The following is a 16,520-nucleotide window of genomic DNA, read 5'->3' on the forward strand; positions in this document are numbered from 1 at the left end:
ACCCCTGAGGTTCTCTCAGGAATTTGAGGCTCTCGGTGCGCCTGAGTCCGTCATCGGAGACACACGGACAGCGCGTACCCACATCGGCCCTTCATCAGGAACGGTGTTGAGGCCTCAGCGTCCTGGGGGGCCCGCCTTCGCGAGCAGCTCCACGAAAGAGGTGAGGTGGGGTGTGGGGCGCACGGCGCGGGGCCACACGGCGTGCCAGTGCCTGCGCAGTCCCTTGCGTGTCACACGCACCGCGACCAGCGTCCCGCGTGAGAGCTCCGGGGCCACCGCCCAGCGGGCCAGCACCGCGATGCCGAGCCCGGCCTTGGTCAACTCGACGAGCGCCTCGGTCAGCTCCACGTGGGACACGCGCGCGGGGGAGACGCCGGCGGGAGTGAGCACCTGTTGGAACAAGGTGCTCTCGGTGAGAGGGATGCTGTAGAGCAGCACGTGCTCGCCCGCGAAGTCGGCGGCTTGCAGGATGCCGCGGCTCGCCAGGGGATGTTCTGGTGCCATGACGGCGACGAGCTCGTCCTCGAAGAGGGGCGCATGTGCGAGGCGCCGGTGCCGCGTTGGCGCGCTGACGATGCCCAGGTCCAGCGTCCCCGCCAGCAACGCCTCCACCGGGCGGCGCGTGGCCTCCACGGCGATGCGCACCTCCACCTGGGGATGTCGGGTGGAGAACCGCCGGAGGACCGCCGGCAGCCAGTGGTAGGCCGTGTAGCACTCCGTGGCGAGCCGGAGGATGCCCTGCGACGTGTGCGCGAGCCGTGCAACGTCCGCTTCGGCGGCTTCCACCTCGGCCATCACCTTGCGTGCGGCTTCGAGGACGCGTTGGCCGGGGCCGGTGAGCACCATGCGTCGGCCCTCGCGCTGGAACAGCTCGGTGCCCAGCCGCTCTTCCACGTCGCGGAGTTGGTGGCTCAGCGCGGGCTGGGACAGGTGCAGCACGCGCGCCGCCGCCGTCACCGAGCCGGTGTCCACCACGGCCGCCACCAGTCGAAGGTGTCTCACGTCCAGGGTCATCCATTCGATTCTCGCATGGATGGATGCGGAGGATGCGTTGGACGCATGGAGGAAGCTTCGGGAGAACCCACGCCTGCTCGCTGACGAGAGGTGCCGGGATGGGCTTGAAGACGCTGCGATTGGCCCCTGAGGTCTGGGTCGTCACGGGGGAGGCATACGACTCGAATGCCACGCTGTTCCTCCGGGAGGGTGAGGTGCTGATGGTGGACGCGCTCGCGAGCCGGGCGGACGCGGAGGCGCTCCGGGAGTGGGTGGCTGGCTCCCTTCGGGCCCGGGTGCGGCAGGTGGTCTGCACGCATGGCTTCAGCGACCACCTAGCGGGGCTCCAGGCGTTCCCCGAGGCGTCGGTGTGGGCTCACGCGCGGTTCGAGGAGACCTTTCGCCTGGAGCGCTTCCGCTCGGACGAGGAGACGGGCTTCTACCGTGCGCCGGACCGGTGCGTGGACGCGCCGTTGTCGCTGGAGTGGGGACGGTACACGCTGGACGTGTTCCCGAATCCCGGGCACACGGCGAGCACGCTGAACCTCGACGTCCCCGCGTTGGACGTGTTGCTCAGCGCGGACATCGCGGTGGGGAACATGGCCTACGTCGCGTATGGCGAGCCGGCCGACATCGATGCCGCGCTGGCCCGGGCCGAGGCGAGGGGGCGCACGAGGGTCATCCAGGGGCACGGCGGGGTGTCCTCCGCGCGCACGCTGGGGGCCGCGCGACACTACCTGCGGGCGCTGGAGGCGGCCGTGCGCGAGACGCGGGGCGTGCCGGAGCGTGTCCGCGCGATTCCGCTCGGAGCCTGTCTGCCGGAGGACGTGGAGGGAGGCGACTTCGAGGCGTTCTTCCACCGGAGGAACCTGGACGAGGTGCTCTCTCGGGGGCTGTGGTCCGCGCGGGCCTCCGCGTCGCCCCTGGGGGAGAGGACAGGACGGAGCGGATGAGCGCGACGGGGGCTGTGCGCGGCCAGTAAGGTGGCTGCATGGCTCTCACCTCCCACCTGCGCGTCGTGCTGCACCAGACGCAGGGCCCGGACAATCTCGGCGCAGTGGCGCGCCTGGCTGCGAACTTTGGCGTGGCGGAGCTCGTGCTCTCCGATCCTCAACTGCAGGAGATGGACGGCGCCCGGCGCATGGCGGTGCACGCCGGTCATGTCCTGGAGGCCGCGCGAATCGTTCCCACCCTGCCCGAGGCGCTGGAGGACGTGGTGCTCGCGGTGGGGACCACCTCGCGGCAGAACCTGCGCGGCATGCCCACCCTTTCTCCCGAGGATGCGGTGGCGCTGCTGGCGCTGCACTCGCAGCGGGGGAAGGTGGCCCTGGTTCTCGGGGGCGAGAAGCGCGGCATGTCCGATGAGGACCTCAGCCACTGCCAGCAGGCGCTCGTCATTCCCACGCGGCCCGAGCAGCCCTCCATGAACCTGGCGCAGGCGGCGGCGGTCCTCCTGTACCTCTGCGCGCGCGAGCAGGTGGAGGTGGCGTCACCGGGCGCGGTGGAGGGCGCGCCGCTGCGGCTGGTGCAGGCGCTTCAGTCCTGGATGCGATTGGTCCTCCTGGAGGTGGGGTTCCTCAATCGGCAGGGGCCGGATGCACTGCTCGCGGAGATGACCCACTCGCTCACCCGCTCGGCCTTGACGAGGCGGGAGGTGGAGCTGTGGCTGACCGCCTTCAAGCAAATCTCGCGTCTCGTGGTGGGCCCGACGGCGCGTCCGGAATCCGACAAGAAGGGCTGAGGCGTGCGGAGGACTCCAGGTCCACGAGCACTGCCCGGGGGCCGTCGTCATCCAGGACGGGTGGGTGGTGTACGGTGCCCGCGGGATTCAGCCCTGGAGCGAAGGAGCGATATGCGCATCACTCGGATGGCCGTCGTGTTGTTGTCCACCCTCGCTGTCCTCTCCTTGGTGGGAGGGGCGGGTGAAGCCGTTGCCCAGACGAGCCCCAAGCTCGTCGCCAATGGCATGAAGATCATCTTCAACCCGGCCTTTCCGGAGGCCTTCTGCACAATGGGCCCGGTCGGAACCGACAGCTACGGCAACCGGGTCGGCATCACCGCGGGACACTGCCTCGACGGTGGCGACACCTACGAAGGTGTCCTGATTCCCTATGGTCTGGCGCCCATCTACGACGCCAACGACGTGGCGTTTGGTCCCATCGGATACATGCGATTCATCAAGCCGAAGGCACTCCAGCCGTTTCTGGACTACGCCATCCTCCAGTTCGTCGAGGACGTGCAGCTCTCGGCCCAGGGCCCGCATCTCAGAATCACCGGGGTGCTCGTCGTCGAAGGCAGCCGGGAGAACCTGCTGGGTGCCGCCTGGTTCAACAACAACGAGCTGGTGACGTCGGCGCCATCCGGCACCTACTACGGCCGTATCACCAACAACAGCAATGGGCTGTACCAGTGCTGGGCCCAGCACGCGGCCGGCGACTCGGGAGGCCCTGTCATCTGGCATGTTCCGGGGAGCGCGTACCCGTCGTCGTCGAACAACTTCCAGTCCGAGGGTCCGTGGGCCGGCATCACCACCCGTCGGTCGATTGCCATTCCGCCGTACGTCTACACCTCATCGGCCAACATCCTGAAGGACCTCCGCCTTCGGGACGTGGCCAGCGGGTTCGACGGCACGGTGATGGGGGCGGGATTCCAGACGACGCCCTGAGCGGAGTGTGTCGCGGCTTCGTTCCTGGGGCCGTCACTCGCGCAGCCAGGCGAGGATGACGTCCTTGTCGCCCGTCGCCAGCATGTATGGCGTGCCTGGGGCGATGACGCCCTTGCGGGCCGCGACACCCTCCACCGCGTCCTGCGCGTGGGTGAGCTGCACGCCTGCTCCGCCTCCGCCGAGAACGAGGGGCGCACCCATCTTGAGGTCGAGCACCACCACCTGGCGCCGCGCGGGTCGCGGCTCCGCCATGTCCACGATGACGAAGTCACCCGCGAAGCGGCGCTGGTCGCAGCGGAAGACCCACAGGTTCGGCTTTCGGCCGAGCAGCTCTCGCGCGAAGGGCTTCTCGTCACTCTTCATGGCGTAGCGCTCGGAGAGCAGGCTGGCGGTGGAGAGCGGATAGCCCTCCTCTTTCGCGAGGAGCAGCGCCCACGGATTCGCGAGCCGGAGCTGCGACAGCAAGACGGGCAGGACGATGGGAGGCTCGCGAGGCATGGGTGGGCGTGCTCGACGGGCGGGGTTGCTCGTGTCGGACAGTCATTCAAACACGTCGCGGCACCCCTGGGTTCCAGCGTGCCCCCTGGCTCTGGTAAGGGGACGCGGTTGTCAAACCACACCCTGGAGTCTTCGCATGTCCCGAATTTCCCGCCACGCGCTCGTGCTCGCCCTGATGCTCACTTCCACCTCTGCTCTCGCGGGTTCGCAGTGGGTGCAGGCGCGCACGGTGCTCAACACGTGCGGCTACTTCAGCACCTCCCAGGCGGAAATCACCCTCACGTACCGCAACGATGACCTGCCCTGGGGGACGAGCGTGTTCCTCATCTACGGCTGGGGCGGGAGCACTGGCCCCACCAGCACGTTCGACTGGGCTCCGGCGCCGCAGACCGTCGAGGCGCCGGCGGTGGCTCCGTACCACTGGGGTACCACGGTGACGGGTGTCATCCGGGCGCGGTCGTCCACGCAGTACACGAGCATCAACTACGTCTGGAAGGTGGTCCTCCCGGATGGTCAGGAGTTCTACGAGAAGGGCAATGGCTCCACCTACGGCTACTACGCCGCGGACTTCTCGCAGGTGCCCATGCCGTGCACCAACACCGCTGGCAGCTTCATCGGAACTCCGACTCCGCTGATCATCACCACCGTCGTCAAGAACTGACGGACCTTCCGAGCACGGGCGTCCCGTGCATGGCGAGGATGGCCCCTCACCCGTCGGTCATCGATGGGGAAGGGGCCATCGGCGCAACTCCCGTCCTTCGCGCCGTGAAATGGGCGATAGGCTGCGCATGATGCCGTCCCCAGGAGATGAGGATGACTCACGAGCGGTCTGAGAGAAGGCTCCTCACGCGGGCTATTCATCCCATCGTGGTGTGGGCCTGTCTTGTCGCGGTCGCCGTCGGGGGCATGGCCTGCGAGACGGAGGAGATTCGGGAACTCAGGAATCAGGCGCGACTCGCGGCGCTTCATCGTTCTGAGTTGGCGGACCGAATCAAATACCGCGCTGATTGGGAGCGTGATCTGCGAGCCGTCGAGGCTCGACTGCGCTTCTACTGCCCCCCGGTCGACCAGGAGGAACTGCTGTCCCGGCTGACGCCATTCGTCGCGGGTGCGGATGTGAAGGTGCTTCACGAGAGTCGCGATGGGGTGGTGCTTCGGCTGCAATGGGCGAGTCGGGCGGGCGATATTGTCGACACGATGTTGGAGTTCGCGAAGGTCGTGCCCTTCCTCTCGCTCAATCGGCTCTCCATTCAGCGCGAGGCGTGGTCAGTGGACGTGGAGACAGGGCCGGCCTGTCCAACGCTGGAGGAACAGGCGGCCAGGGTCACCCGATTCCCACTGCCCCCGCGTGGGATGCTCTGGAATGAAACGAGTCGAAAGTTGCGGGCCGAGATTCTCGCCGCGCAGCGCGACATCCAGCGATGGGAGTCCACCACCTTGGCTGGAGGCCTCGCGGTCGTCACGTCCCGCATGGTCCTGAACGATCGTCTTCGTGCTCAGCAGTTGGGTGGGCCTGAGCACCTGTTCGGGCAATTGCGAGCGCTCAACGGGCTCATCGAGGGGGCGGTCGTGCCCGAGATGACGCTCTCCAGGATTCCAGATGGAAGATGGCTTCTTGAAGGCAACCCTGCTGGGACGGATACGGCCTGGGCCGAACGCATGGCGCAGGCCGGCTACAGGTTGGAGGGAGGCCCGGAGGGGCCCCAAGTGCTGATTCGTCGCTGACGTCGTGCGAGGGCTCGCCACCAGCCCTCTGCGATACTCAAGGCTTGTTTCAGCCCGCGAGGTCCTCGGGTGTTTGTTTGCGAATGATTGTCAGGGGTCTGGACTGAGGAGTGAAGCCACTTCGCTCACCAGTCGATGCGCGCGCCCCGGAAGTCGAAGAAGCCTCCGCTGTCGTGCGTCGTCACGCGGTCCAGCACCGCGAGCAGCCCCGCGGCGGACTCGGACACCTGTGTCGGTGCGCTCGCGCCGCCCATGTCCGTCTGTACCCAGCCGGGACTGATGGTCACCACGATGAGTCCCTCGCCGCGCAAGTCCGCCGCGAGCGAGCGCGTCGCCATGTTCAGCGCCGCTTTCGACATCCGGTAGCCGTAGCCTCCGCCCGACGTGTTGTCCGTGATGGAACCGAGCCCCGAGCTGAGGCTGGCGATCTTCGCCCCGGGCGTCCCGCGCAGTCGCGGCAGCACCGCGCGAGTCACTCGCAGGGCACCGAGCGCGTTCACCTGCAGCATCTGGAGCGCGTCCTCGAGCGAGACATCCTCGAGGTTGTCTCGCCGGGTGCGCCGGCCCGCGTTGTTGATGAGCAGGTCCACTGGCTCCGTCAGCGCGGCGGCGAACGCGCGCACGCTCTCGTCGCTGGTCACGTCGAGGGCATACACCCGCAGCCGGCCGCCGGAGGCATCCGCGAGGGTGGTGAGTTCGCGGGCCTCCGCCGGCTCTCGGGCTCCCGCGTGCACGGTGTCGCCGCGCGCGAGGTACTGCCGGGTGAGCTCCAGGCCGATGCCACGGTTGGCGCCTGTGATGACGAGATTCATGGCGCCGGACCATAGACCTGGACCTCGTCTGATGGGGGGACTGTGGGGCACGTGGGCCACACGATGGGGGGTTGTCCCCCCTGTCTCCGCGCCAGTGCTCCCGTGTCGCCGAGCGCATCCGTGGAGGAGTTCGTGTGAGCGCCCCATGGCATGTCACTTGCCTGGGCCCACGCGCGGGCGTTCAGCCATCTTGTCTCGGAGCAGTGCATGACCACGGGCCGTCTGAGCCGATGTTTGTCTCCTTGGATTCTCTTCGTGTCGCTCTCACTCGTCGTCGCGGGATGCGACTCGTCGGACCCCTCTCCTGGGGAGCAGCCCTCACCCGACGGCGGGACGACGTCACCGGATGGAGGAGGGCCGCGGCCCGACGGCGGGACGACGTCACCGGATGGAGGAGGGCCGCGGCCCGACGGAGGGACGACTTCACCGGATGGCGGGCAGCAGCCTCCTCCCGAGTTCACCTGGGGCCATGGCACGGAGACTGGCACGCTGGTGGGCAACGTGTGGACGCCGGGGCGTGACGCGACTGGGCTCGTGAACGAGGTGTCGTGGGCGCTCGTCCCGAAGGACCGGTGGATTGAAGTCGCGGGGACGCCGCTCACCACGCTCGACGCGGAGGTCAAGGCGGCGCTTCCTGGCTTCCGGGACCTCGGCTCGCAGGGAATCGCCGGGGTCATCAACGCGTACTCAGGGGTGGCGCTGGATGCGCCGCGCGCGCGTTGGTGGGCCTTCGGTGGAGGCCACGCGGACAGCTCCAACAACGGCATCTACCGCTTCGACATGGCGCAGATGCGCTGGAGCATCGAGCAGCTCCCGGACCACTCGGCGAACTGGGCGGAGGTTCCCTGGGGGAATACATACAGCAGCTATCCTCCCGCCTCGGAGTACGCCAGGTCGCATCCGGACAGCGACGTCACCGGGGACGAGTTCTTCGACCCGGCCCGGCCCGCTGCCTCGACAGGCAACCCCACGGCCCGTCATACCTACAACGGGCTCGTCTACAACCCGGACCTCGATGAGGTTGCCTTTGGCGTCCGGCGCATGTGGCGTTACAGCCTGACGACGCGCAAGTGGACGCGCCACAACCCGTTCAACACCCCGGGCGCCTCCTACAATGGAGAGACGGGTTACGGTGGCGCGGCCGGGTGGACGTTCTGGGACGAGGTGGCGGGCCGTTATGTGTTCGGCCCCACGGAGAACGGCAACTATTCGCGGTGGTGGTCGTTCGGAACCGCGGACAAGTCCTGGAAGTGGGAGGTCATTACTCCTCCCACCTGGTTCTTCGCGCAGATGGCCAGGGTGGGGCGCACGCTGGTGAGCTTCCCGGCTCCAGGGCACGAGGAGTCGCACGTGCACTTTCCCCGACTGATCACCTACGACCTGGACACGACGAAGTGGGGCGAGCTGAAGCTCACGAGCGACCTGGTGCGTGCGCGCTGCTTCAGCGAATACTTCGAGGGACAGGTGTTCGCCTACGTGCCTCCGCTCAATCGCTACATCGCCGCGTTCCGGTATGACCGCGATGGCGATGGGAGCTTCGAGTACCGGACCTACGAAGTGGACCCGGTGGCCCTCACGCTGCGCGAGGCCCCCGAGTACGAGGCTGGCGCCTTCGGTGGATGGCATGAGCTGGTCAAGAACCGCTTCTTCTACCTGGCGACGCACCACGCCCTCGTCTACGTGCGCAGGGGCGAAGAGAACCTGCGGGTCTTCAGGCTCCCCTGAGCCAGGGCAGATCCCTGGCGCATGTGAACATGTGCTGGGGGTGCCTCCATCGCCCAACGCGGCACAGCGCCCTGTCATGGGGACTTCCTCCCCAACTTGCGTCAATAGCCGGAAAGCACGTAAATCGACAAAACGCCGGGAGGGCCCGCATGCGTCGATCAATCCAGCGCCTCATCGCTGTCACACTCTTCCTGCTCGCCATGGATGTGCTGGCGAGCAATGACGTGAGAGGCAATCTCGAGGGCGTGTATTGGAGGGGCACGACCTACTTCGTGGAGGGGTGGGCGTGTGCGTACGGGTTCTCCGAGTCGGTCGACGTCGACGTGTACGCTGGAGCGCCGTGGCCCACGGGCACGATGCTGGGCGGCACCCGGGCGGATGTGCTGTCGGAGCCGGGGGTGTCCACGGCCTGTGGCAGCACCCTCAACCGGCACCGCTTCCGGTTCCAGCTCCCCCAGTATCTGCTCAAGCAGCACGCGGGGAAGCCGCTCTATGCGCATGCCCATCTGGCCGCCCACGGCATCAACAACCTCGTCCCGGGCTCGGGAAACATCTCCATCCCCGCGGCCCCCTACAATGGACAGGTCAAGGGCTCCGTCGAGGGAGTGTACTTGCGGAGTGATGGCTATTACCTGGAAGGATGGACCTGCGCGTATGGCATCAACCAGTCCGTTGAGCTGAACGTCTACGCGGGCGGGCCCTGGACCACGGGAACCATCTTCTACGGGGGGCTGGCGGACATCGCCTCCGAGCCCGCGGTGAGCTCCCTTTGCAACACCACGCTGGCCCGACACCGCTTCAAGATTCGCCTGTCAGATTCGGTCCTCGCCCAGTTCCAGGGTCAACCCCTGTATGTGTATGCCATGTTGTCCGGCACGGATGTCTCGGACCAGGTCGCCGGAACGCCGACCGTGCCCACCGTCGCGACGGTGCAGGCTCCCGTCCTGTCCCCGTCGGGAGGCACCCATGCCAGCCCCATCAACGTGGCGCTGACCTCCGGCACCAGCTCGGCGAGCATCTACTACACGCTCAACGGCTCGGCTCCGACGTGTGGCGGTGGGAACCTCTACGGCACGCCCATCGCGCTCTCCTCGGCGACCACCGTCCAGGCCATCGCCTGCAAGAGTGGCATGACGCCGAGCTCCGTCACTTCGGCCCAGTACAGCTTCGTCGCGGCGCCGCCCCAGTTCTCGCCACCGGGAGGGATCTACAGCAGCGCGCGGAGCGTGACGCTGACGACCACGACCCCTGGCGCGACGCTCTACTACACCCAGGATGGAAGCTCGCCCGTCTGTGGCGCCCCCTCGCTCACGTATACGGCGCCCTTCACCGTGGACACGACGAGGACGGTCCGCGCCATCGCCTGCCGCGCGGGCTTCACCAGCAGCACGCCGGTCAGCGCCACCTATACGCTCTCGACGTCCAATTGGACGGGTCCCGCCGCCACCATCGTCACCGTCAACGGAGGCAAGCGCATCTCCGTCAACGGCCAGGTGCTCAGCCCGCTGCACCACGCGTTCAACCTCCAGGCGTGTCTGAGCAACTGCGTGGCGGAGGATGCCATCATCGACACCCAGCTCGCCGAGCTGGCGAGGACACAGGCCTTTGGCACTCGCTTCATCGTCGAGGTGGCCGCCATCGCCTACCGGGGCACGCCCGCGGTCCAACGACTGGGCGCCCGGCTCAAGAAGGTCCGGGAGGCCTACCCGGGGTTCGACCCGTACCTCATCATCCGGTTCGACCTCTATGATTATGAGGAGAGCGCCTTTACCTGCGTGGACGGAGAGGACTTCCTCTCCCCGACGTACATGGCGCTCTACAACAACCAGGGGGCCCGCTTCAACGCCAATGCCCTCTGCGACGCTTCCGTCGACGGCAAGTTCAGGAAGCCCTACAAGCGCATCAACGAATCGTGGATTCTGTCCCGGGAGGTGGAGATCGGCACGGTCGCCAACCTGCTGGAGGCCGAGCCGGAGACCCGGGGGCGGGTGATTGGAATGACCTTCACCTACCTCTCTGGGGGAGAGTTCTTCTTCTCGCCCCTCTACGTCACGGGCAAGGACCCGACAGCGAAATTCCCTTGGGAGCCGCTCCACACGTCGAGTTTCTTCTTTCAAGACGACTCCGGCAGTCCCGCCGCCACCCTCACGAATCGGATGTCGGAGAACTTCGGCATCTTCCTGGCGGGGAGCACGAAGGCCGCGGCCGTCCAGGCGTCCCGCGCCGAGGTGGACAACCTGGTCGCCGCCATCTCCCGGTTGGCGGCCCGGGTGAAGCAGGTGACGGGCGGCAAGGCGTTGAACAAGATCTTCTACGGCTATTCCTATGGCCTCACTGCGCGCCGGGCGTTCTCTTTCCACCACGGGCTCGCCACCTTGTTGCTCGACCCGAACATCGACATCCTCGCCTCTCCCTTCTCCTACGAACTCTCACGCCGGCTCGGCTTTGGCTTCTCGCCGCAGGTCTCCATCGAGGCGATTACCAAGAGCGGGAAGCACTTCGAGTTCGAGGACGACAGCCGGACGCACTTCGCGGAGGTCGACGACTGGCGGCATGCCACCAACATCGTGGAGACCAATCGGCTGGTGGTGCGCGATGGCCTCACGGCGGCCATCCATGGCATGGGGCTCTACTACTTCGACCTGCCCGCCAGGGGTTGGTTCGGGAATCCGGACCAGACCGCGGAGACGACCTCGCTCTGGAACACCCTCAAGAACACCAGCACGGTGGCCTCGTCCGTGGTGAGCACGGGGAGCGCGTATTCGCCGCAGATCGCCGTCTTCGTGGATGAGCAGTCCGTGGCGCATTATCCGCTCGACGGGCTGGGGGGCGCCAAGGCCTTCCCATTCACGACGGCCAGCATGACGGGGCAGATTGAAGCGCTCTCCCGCGTCGGAGCACCAGCCCGGCACTACCTCCTCTCCGACCTCGCGACGCTCGATACGTCCAACCTCCGGCTGGCCATCTTCCTGGACGCCTACAAGCTGTCGGAGTCCGACAAGCAAATCATCCAGCAGAAGCTCGCGGGCAGCGGGCGCACGCTCCTCTACCTCTACGCGCCCGGGGTGATTGACGGCAGCGGCAACGCCGCGGACAGCAACGTCTCGAGCGCCCTGGGGATGCCGGTGTCGCGGCGAGCCACCACGTCGGCCTTCGCCGCCGCCTCGTACATCGATGGGCGTGAGTACCCCGACAATGGACTGGGAGCCCCTCTGTCGATGGGGAGCTTCGAGCTCCAATACCGCATCGACGTGGGCGCCACCGGGGGCGTGCTCTGTCCCAATGCCTCGGCAGTGAACTGCATCGACTCCCGCATGCTCTCCCGCTATGTGAACAGCGGAGAGGTGGCCTTCGCCGTCAAGCGGGTCTCGGACGGCTCCGGGAGCTACAAGGTCGGCTTCGCCGCGGTCCCCGGCCTGCCGACGTCGGTGCTGCGAGACGTGGCACGGGACGCGGGGGTCCACGTCTTCTCCTGCACCAGCGGTGGGAGTTGCGTGGACGCCGTCGTCGAGGCCTCCGACAACACCCTGATGTTGCACACCGTGGGGCCCCTCCCCACACTGAACATGCCGCTGGCCCGGAACGGCTGTGGCTTCAATGTCTCGGAGTGGGTCGGCATGACGACGTCCACCAGTCCCTCCCTGGCCCCTGTCTCCTGTCCGGGCAATCAGTGCCAGGTCAACGTGGGCGAGAGCCTGGACGTGCGCGTCTATCAACTGACGCCGTCGTGCTGAGGGTGCATTCGAGGGCCTGACCTCACGTCGACGCCGGGGGACGCGGCACACGCGCATCGTGCCGCGCCCCTCGCCCGGGTTCACCGCGTCGCGGTGGGACTTCAGAGTCGCTGGAGGAAGCGGAGCAGGTCCTGTTTCTGCGCGGGGCTGAGGGACTCGGGGAGCCCGCCTGGAGTCTCCGGCGGATGAACGGGCGGCAGGTTCAGGGGCGCCGTGAAGGCCAGGACGAACTGGCTGTAGATGTCGACGACGTCCTCGAGATTCTCGAGGCTGTTGTCGTGATAGTAGGGTGCCGTTCGCGCGACGCCGCGCAGCGTGGGGATGTCGAAGGCCTCGAAGTCCAGGGGGTTGCCGGTGACGAGCGCCCGGCCAGGGTCCGTGGAGAACCACTGAGGGAAGAGGTTGGGCCCGACGATGGGCGCTCCGTTCTCGTCCACCGCCGGAATAGGGTCATACGGCTCTCCGCTGGCCGTCACGGGGTTGGGCGGAAGGTCCGTCACCTGCTGCTGGCGCGTGCCGTCCGTATAGAAGCGGAACCGATAGCGCGGCAGCTCGATGCTCGCGTTGTACAGCGTGGGGAACTGGCCAATCTGTCCCAGGTAGGAGAAGCCCGAGAACCCGATGTTCAGGATGTCTGGCGTCGAGCGCTGGCCCTGTACGGGCACGGGCCCCACGCCGGGGACATGGGTGAACAACACGTTGCCATCGGCCTTCGTCACCGGGAACTGGGAGGCGACCTCTCGCATCGCCGGGGTTGAAATCCGGCTCAGCGTCGCACCGCCGTGGCAGGGCTCGCAGCCGACCTTGAAGACCTCGCGCCCCCGGCGCTCCTCGGGCGTGAGCCACATGAAGTCCTCGGGGAGGGGAATCCGAGCGAGCGGAACCCCCGCGTTGCTCAAGTCGGCGACGAACCGCGCGCGGGCCGACGTGAACTCTCCGCGTTGGAAGTCCGCCACCTGGCGCAGCTGGGAGCGCGGCACGGCGGCTCCCTCGCTGTGGCTGGTGATGGCGGCCTGGGCCTGGTCCTCCAGGTTCGACTCGCGGCCGTCCAGTTGGAAGAAGGGGCCGGAGATGGCGATGTCCTGGATGCTCGGCACGCCTCGCCAGACGGCAATCTTCCGGTCGGTGGGGGTGACGATGTGTCCCTGGGTGTCGATGACGTCCATGTTGGCGGGCAGGGGAAGGACGACGCGGACGAGCCCTCTCTTCAGATGTTCGTACGTGGGGACCGCCGCGTTCGGGTCATCCGCATCGATGCGGTTGAACAGCGGGTCCGTTGGATTCGAGGCGAGCCGGGCCTGGACGTTCTCGGGCCGCAGGGCCGTGCTGTCCTCGAAGACATGGCAGGTGGCGCAAGAGCGCCCGTTGGTGTTCGGGAAGGCCTCGCTGAACAGCTTCCTTCCGCGGGGGTCGTGGTGCAGGGCGGCCTGGGCCTCGGCCGTCTGGGAGATGGGATTCACATCGCCGTCGACTTCGTCCTGCTCCGGGGCCGCCGGGGTGCAATGCGTCAGTCCGCCGAGTGCGAAGGCACCGGCGAGACACGCGACAAAACGCGTGGGAACCATGGGAATGTCTCCGGGGTGTGGGGCTTCCCACGAAACACCGGTGACGTTCGCAAGTGTCACCCGGTTGTTGTCGTCCGTCGCCGCGCACAAAAACAAACCGGGGGCCCCTCGTGAGAGGAAACCCCCGGTCCGGTGCGTCGGTGTGTCAGGAATTAAAGGCGCGTCTCACCGTCGAGGGCCGCGGGGCAGGTGGAGGGCAGCGTGAAGCCGTTGGTCGGCGTGGTGCTGGTCGGGCCGCCGGAGACCGCGTTGTAGCCCAGGCCGTAGGCGGCGAACGCCTTCCACAGCCGGCACACGTCCTCGCCACCGTGCAGGGTGGCGGCCGCGTTGATGATGCCGTCACGCACCTGGGTGAAGGTGGGGCTGCAGGCCGTGCGCTTCAGGCCCTCCGTGAAGTACAGCATCATGCGCTGGTTACCGGCGTTGCCAGTGGCGTTGTACAGGTTGGCGTCGAAGCCCCACTGCGTCACCAGGGCCCAGTAGGCCTCCCACATCGCCTGGGCGAAGACGGAGCCCACGCCGTGCGGAACGGCCATGCCGTTGATGCTCGCGTACGTCCAGGTGTTGCGCGTGGCGTCCAGCGTGTATGGCTGCGTGCGGATGCCGTTGCCGTCGGGGGCCTGGTTCAGCGCGTAGGTGCCCACGCCGCGAATCTTGTTCGCCGTGTCGCCGACGCGCGCCGTGTAGAACAGCGAGAGGAAGTCGCTGATGCCCTCGCCCGGCTGCTGCCGGTTGCTGAGGCACGACACGTTGCTGGGGCCACCGACGAGGCGGTTGGAGATGCCATGGCCGAACTCGTGGACGATGATGCCGCTGTCCAGGTCGCCGTCCTTGTCCGGGTTCGGCGCCGTCCAGACGTACATCTGCATGCGCGGGCGGCTGCCGTCCGCGGGCGTGGAGAAGTTGGCGTTGTTGGTGCCGCCGCCGTCCTGCGCCTCGGCCTGGACGTAGTCGTTACCCGCGCCGCCGCGGCCGTAGTTGTTCTGCTGGAAGTTGCCGGCCACTTCGTTGAAGCCGTACTGGTACTGCACGTCGTGGATGATGTTGTTCCAGTAGAACAGGTTGGTGACGGCCGCCGAGATGTACGTGGACGGGGCGCCAGCGAGGTTGATGGTGAAGACGCAGTTGAGCGCCGCGCCGCAAGCGGGCTGGGTCGCGGGCGGGGCGTTGTTGGCGTCGCGGTCCTCGTACGCGTGGACGTTGTTGCCGCGCGTCGTCGTGTACTCCGCGCCAGCGACCCCGTTGGTGTCGTGCCAGCCGTAGGGTGAAGCGGTGGTGTTGGCGGGGTTGGTCACCGTCACACGGCCATCCGCGAAGGGCAGCGGCGTGGTGTGATTGGGGCTCTCCACGGGCACCGGATAGACCTTGTAGGAATCCGCGGCCACCCAGTCAAAGCGCGTCAACACCTCGCCCGTGCCGGCGTCCACCGTCACGTCGTAGTCGTGCTGCGAGTCCAGGGTGTAGACCTGGAAGTGCCACACCAGCCGCGCCTCGCCACGGCGCATGGGCAGCACGGCCAGCTCCGCGACGATGGGCTCGCGCGACAGGCCGTCCACTTCCACGCCCGTGCGGCGCTTCACACCGGACTCGGGCTTCAGCGAACGGGGGGCGGTCGGCAGGCGCACACCCAGGTGCCGGGCCAGGCCCGCGACGGCCTCGCCAGCGCTCAGGCGCGGCTCCACGCCAGCGATGGCGTTCTCGATGGAGGGCAGGAAGTCGCTGTGGACGCCCAGGACGCTGCCGTCCTTGCCGATGTTGATCTGCAGCTGCGCGTTGTAGACGGGCAGGCCCTTGAACGTCTGGCGCAGGTGCAGGTGCGTGGCGCCGCTGACCTCCGAGAAGACGCGGTCGGTGACTTCGAGGTTCGCCAGGTCATGGAGCCCCAGGCCGAGCGCCTCGTGGTGCTTCTGGACGAAGTCCAGCGCGATGGCCATCGGGTCACCGCTGCTGGGGCCGGAGAGCGCGCCCACGGGGTTGGTGAGCGAGCGGACCAGGCCGTTCGTCTCGTCCACTTCCACCAGCAGATCCGGGATGCTCTGGCGCAGCGCCGCGACGTGCGCCTTCTGGGCCGTCGAGAAGCCGAACCGCGCCTGCGCATTGTAGGCGGCGCGGGCATCGAAGTTCCGCTCGCCTTCGTGAGACTCCGGCGCCACTGCCAGCGCCGTGGACCCCGTGAGGGTCGCCGTGAAAACCACCGCCTGGAACAGCCGCCTTCGGTATGCACCTACGGACATGTCGTGCTCCTGCGCTGCGGGTCAGCCGCCCATTGCGGGGCGGTACTGGGCGTGCGAGGAAACACGTATTCTCCGTATAATGCAAATGATCCGAAATATACGAAAAATATGATTTAAATGTAGTTGTGATAGGGCGGCGCGGACCCCTGTGCGCGGGTGCGGGATGACCTCCAGAGGAGGGCTTCTGGAGGCTCGGAGTGGGGGGCGCCGCGAGCGAGACTTTCTCTGGGATGAGAGGCGTTTCATTCCGGTGGGTCTGGGGTGATTCCTACCAGTCGGGTGCCAGAAGTGAGTTCATGGCGGGCTGTGTCAGTTTCACGGGTGCATGAGGACCCTGGCTGGCATGAACAGCCGGAGCCGAACTTCTCGGCTCGCTGGTACGGCGTTCCGGGATGAGACTTGGGGGCTCCGTTGGAGTCGCGCTGTCTTGGTTGTTTGGATTCATGTGTATCTGAATGGCGTTATTGGGTTCGCTCGGAATGCGGCGACGTTGCCTGCGTCTGGGGGCGGGACGTGGGCTCCCTCGCCTTCCGAGCCGGCGGGTGGCTTGGGCCCGGTCATGCCGCGGG

The 16,520-nt window shown here is 67.2% G+C and carries 12 protein-coding genes; 7 read left to right on the plus strand and 5 right to left on the minus strand.

The window, feature by feature from the left end; genetic code table 11:
• Positions 1–114 precede the first annotated feature (114 nt).
• Positions 115–1,002 carry a LysR family transcriptional regulator gene (locus tag HR086_RS01545; RefSeq protein ID WP_373564245.1) on the minus strand — a complete coding sequence of 296 codons (888 nt, stop codon included), beginning with the start codon at positions 1,000–1,002 and terminating at the stop codon, positions 115–117.
• A 110-nt stretch (positions 1,003–1,112) separates the two neighbouring features.
• Here HR086_RS01545 and HR086_RS01550 point away from each other — a divergent pair, with 110 nt between their 5' ends.
• The 3 genes from HR086_RS01550 (at position 1,113) to HR086_RS01560 (ending at position 3,658) form a co-directional block, all read left to right on the plus strand.
• A complete protein-coding gene (locus HR086_RS01550; RefSeq protein WP_174464632.1) occupies positions 1,113–1,946 on the plus strand; it encodes an MBL fold metallo-hydrolase in 834 nt (277 codons plus the stop codon).
• A gap of 38 nt (positions 1,947–1,984) precedes the next feature.
• Positions 1,985–2,734, plus strand: coding sequence for an RNA methyltransferase (locus tag HR086_RS01555; RefSeq protein ID WP_174453577.1), 750 nt, complete (start codon positions 1,985–1,987; stop codon positions 2,732–2,734).
• 111 nt (positions 2,735–2,845) lie between these two features.
• The gene (locus HR086_RS01560) at positions 2,846–3,658 is read left to right on the plus strand and encodes a S1 family peptidase (protein ID WP_217441643.1); all 813 of its coding nucleotides are present in this window, start codon (positions 2,846–2,848) and stop codon (positions 3,656–3,658) included.
• 33 nt (positions 3,659–3,691) lie between these two features.
• Here the strand turns inward: HR086_RS01560 and HR086_RS01565 are convergent, their stop codons facing one another.
• Positions 3,692–4,156 carry a hypothetical protein gene (locus tag HR086_RS01565; protein WP_174464633.1) on the minus strand — a complete coding sequence of 155 codons (465 nt, stop codon included), beginning with the start codon at positions 4,154–4,156 and terminating at the stop codon, positions 3,692–3,694.
• A gap of 136 nt (positions 4,157–4,292) precedes the next feature.
• Here HR086_RS01565 and HR086_RS01570 point away from each other — a divergent pair, with 136 nt between their 5' ends.
• Together HR086_RS01570 and HR086_RS01575 are read left to right on the plus strand one after the other, a co-directional pair.
• Positions 4,293–4,817 (plus strand): hypothetical protein, encoded by a 525-nt coding sequence (locus HR086_RS01570; RefSeq protein WP_174463088.1) that lies wholly within the window; start codon positions 4,293–4,295, stop codon positions 4,815–4,817.
• 152 nt (positions 4,818–4,969) lie between these two features.
• The gene (locus HR086_RS01575; protein WP_174464634.1) at positions 4,970–5,881 is read left to right on the plus strand and encodes a hypothetical protein; all 912 of its coding nucleotides are present in this window, start codon (positions 4,970–4,972) and stop codon (positions 5,879–5,881) included.
• Between the two features lie 125 nt (positions 5,882–6,006).
• Here the strand turns inward: HR086_RS01575 and HR086_RS01580 are convergent, their stop codons facing one another.
• Positions 6,007–6,693 carry an SDR family oxidoreductase gene (locus HR086_RS01580; protein WP_174464635.1) on the minus strand — a complete coding sequence of 229 codons (687 nt, stop codon included), beginning with the start codon at positions 6,691–6,693 and terminating at the stop codon, positions 6,007–6,009.
• Positions 6,694–6,900: 207 nt separating this feature from the next.
• Between HR086_RS01580 and HR086_RS01585 the strand changes: the two genes are divergently transcribed.
• Positions 6,901–8,418: a hypothetical protein gene (locus HR086_RS01585; RefSeq protein WP_174464636.1), complete on the plus strand. Its 1,518-nt coding sequence runs from the start codon at positions 6,901–6,903 to the stop codon at positions 8,416–8,418.
• A gap of 149 nt (positions 8,419–8,567) precedes the next feature.
• Positions 8,568–12,152, plus strand: a complete 3,585-nt coding sequence (locus tag HR086_RS01590; protein ID WP_174464637.1) for a chitobiase/beta-hexosaminidase C-terminal domain-containing protein — start codon at positions 8,568–8,570, stop codon at positions 12,150–12,152.
• Positions 12,153–12,253: 101 nt separating this feature from the next.
• Here the strand turns inward: HR086_RS01590 and HR086_RS01595 are convergent, their stop codons facing one another.
• Positions 12,254–13,717, minus strand: coding sequence for a cytochrome-c peroxidase (locus HR086_RS01595; protein WP_174464638.1), 1,464 nt, complete (start codon positions 13,715–13,717; stop codon positions 12,254–12,256).
• 152 nt (positions 13,718–13,869) lie between these two features.
• The gene (locus tag HR086_RS01600; protein ID WP_174463083.1) at positions 13,870–15,951 is read right to left on the minus strand and encodes a M36 family metallopeptidase; all 2,082 of its coding nucleotides are present in this window, start codon (positions 15,949–15,951) and stop codon (positions 13,870–13,872) included.
• Between the last annotated feature and the right edge of the window lie 569 nt (positions 15,952–16,520).

Source organism: Myxococcus sp. CA039A, assembly GCF_013336645.1.
GTDB classification, from domain to species: Bacteria; Myxococcota; Myxococcia; order Myxococcales; family Myxococcaceae; genus Myxococcus; species Myxococcus llanfairpwllgwyngyllgogerychwyrndrobwllllantysiliogogogochensis.

Excerpts from the sequence above, each read along its gene's own strand:
- HR086_RS01550 (WP_174464632.1), top strand. The coding sequence starts at position 1,113 with ATGGGCTTGAAGACGCTGCGATTGGCCCCTGAGGTCTGGGTCGTCACG.
- HR086_RS01595 (WP_174464638.1), bottom strand. The coding sequence starts at position 13,717 with ATGGTTCCCACGCGTTTTGTCGCGTGTCTCGCCGGTGCCTTCGCACTC.
- HR086_RS01560 (WP_217441643.1), top strand. The coding sequence starts at position 2,846 with ATGCGCATCACTCGGATGGCCGTCGTGTTGTTGTCCACCCTCGCTGTC.
- HR086_RS01600 (WP_174463083.1), bottom strand. The coding sequence starts at position 15,951 with ATGTCCGTAGGTGCATACCGAAGGCGGCTGTTCCAGGCGGTGGTTTTC.
- HR086_RS01590 (WP_174464637.1), top strand. The coding sequence starts at position 8,568 with ATGCGTCGATCAATCCAGCGCCTCATCGCTGTCACACTCTTCCTGCTC.
- HR086_RS01585 (WP_174464636.1), top strand. The coding sequence starts at position 6,901 with ATGACCACGGGCCGTCTGAGCCGATGTTTGTCTCCTTGGATTCTCTTC.
- HR086_RS01570 (WP_174463088.1), top strand. The coding sequence starts at position 4,293 with ATGTCCCGAATTTCCCGCCACGCGCTCGTGCTCGCCCTGATGCTCACT.
- HR086_RS01575 (WP_174464634.1), top strand. The coding sequence starts at position 4,970 with ATGACTCACGAGCGGTCTGAGAGAAGGCTCCTCACGCGGGCTATTCAT.
- HR086_RS01555 (WP_174453577.1), top strand. The coding sequence starts at position 1,985 with ATGGCTCTCACCTCCCACCTGCGCGTCGTGCTGCACCAGACGCAGGGC.
- HR086_RS01580 (WP_174464635.1), bottom strand. The coding sequence starts at position 6,693 with ATGAATCTCGTCATCACAGGCGCCAACCGTGGCATCGGCCTGGAGCTC.
- HR086_RS01565 (WP_174464633.1), bottom strand. The coding sequence starts at position 4,156 with ATGCCTCGCGAGCCTCCCATCGTCCTGCCCGTCTTGCTGTCGCAGCTC.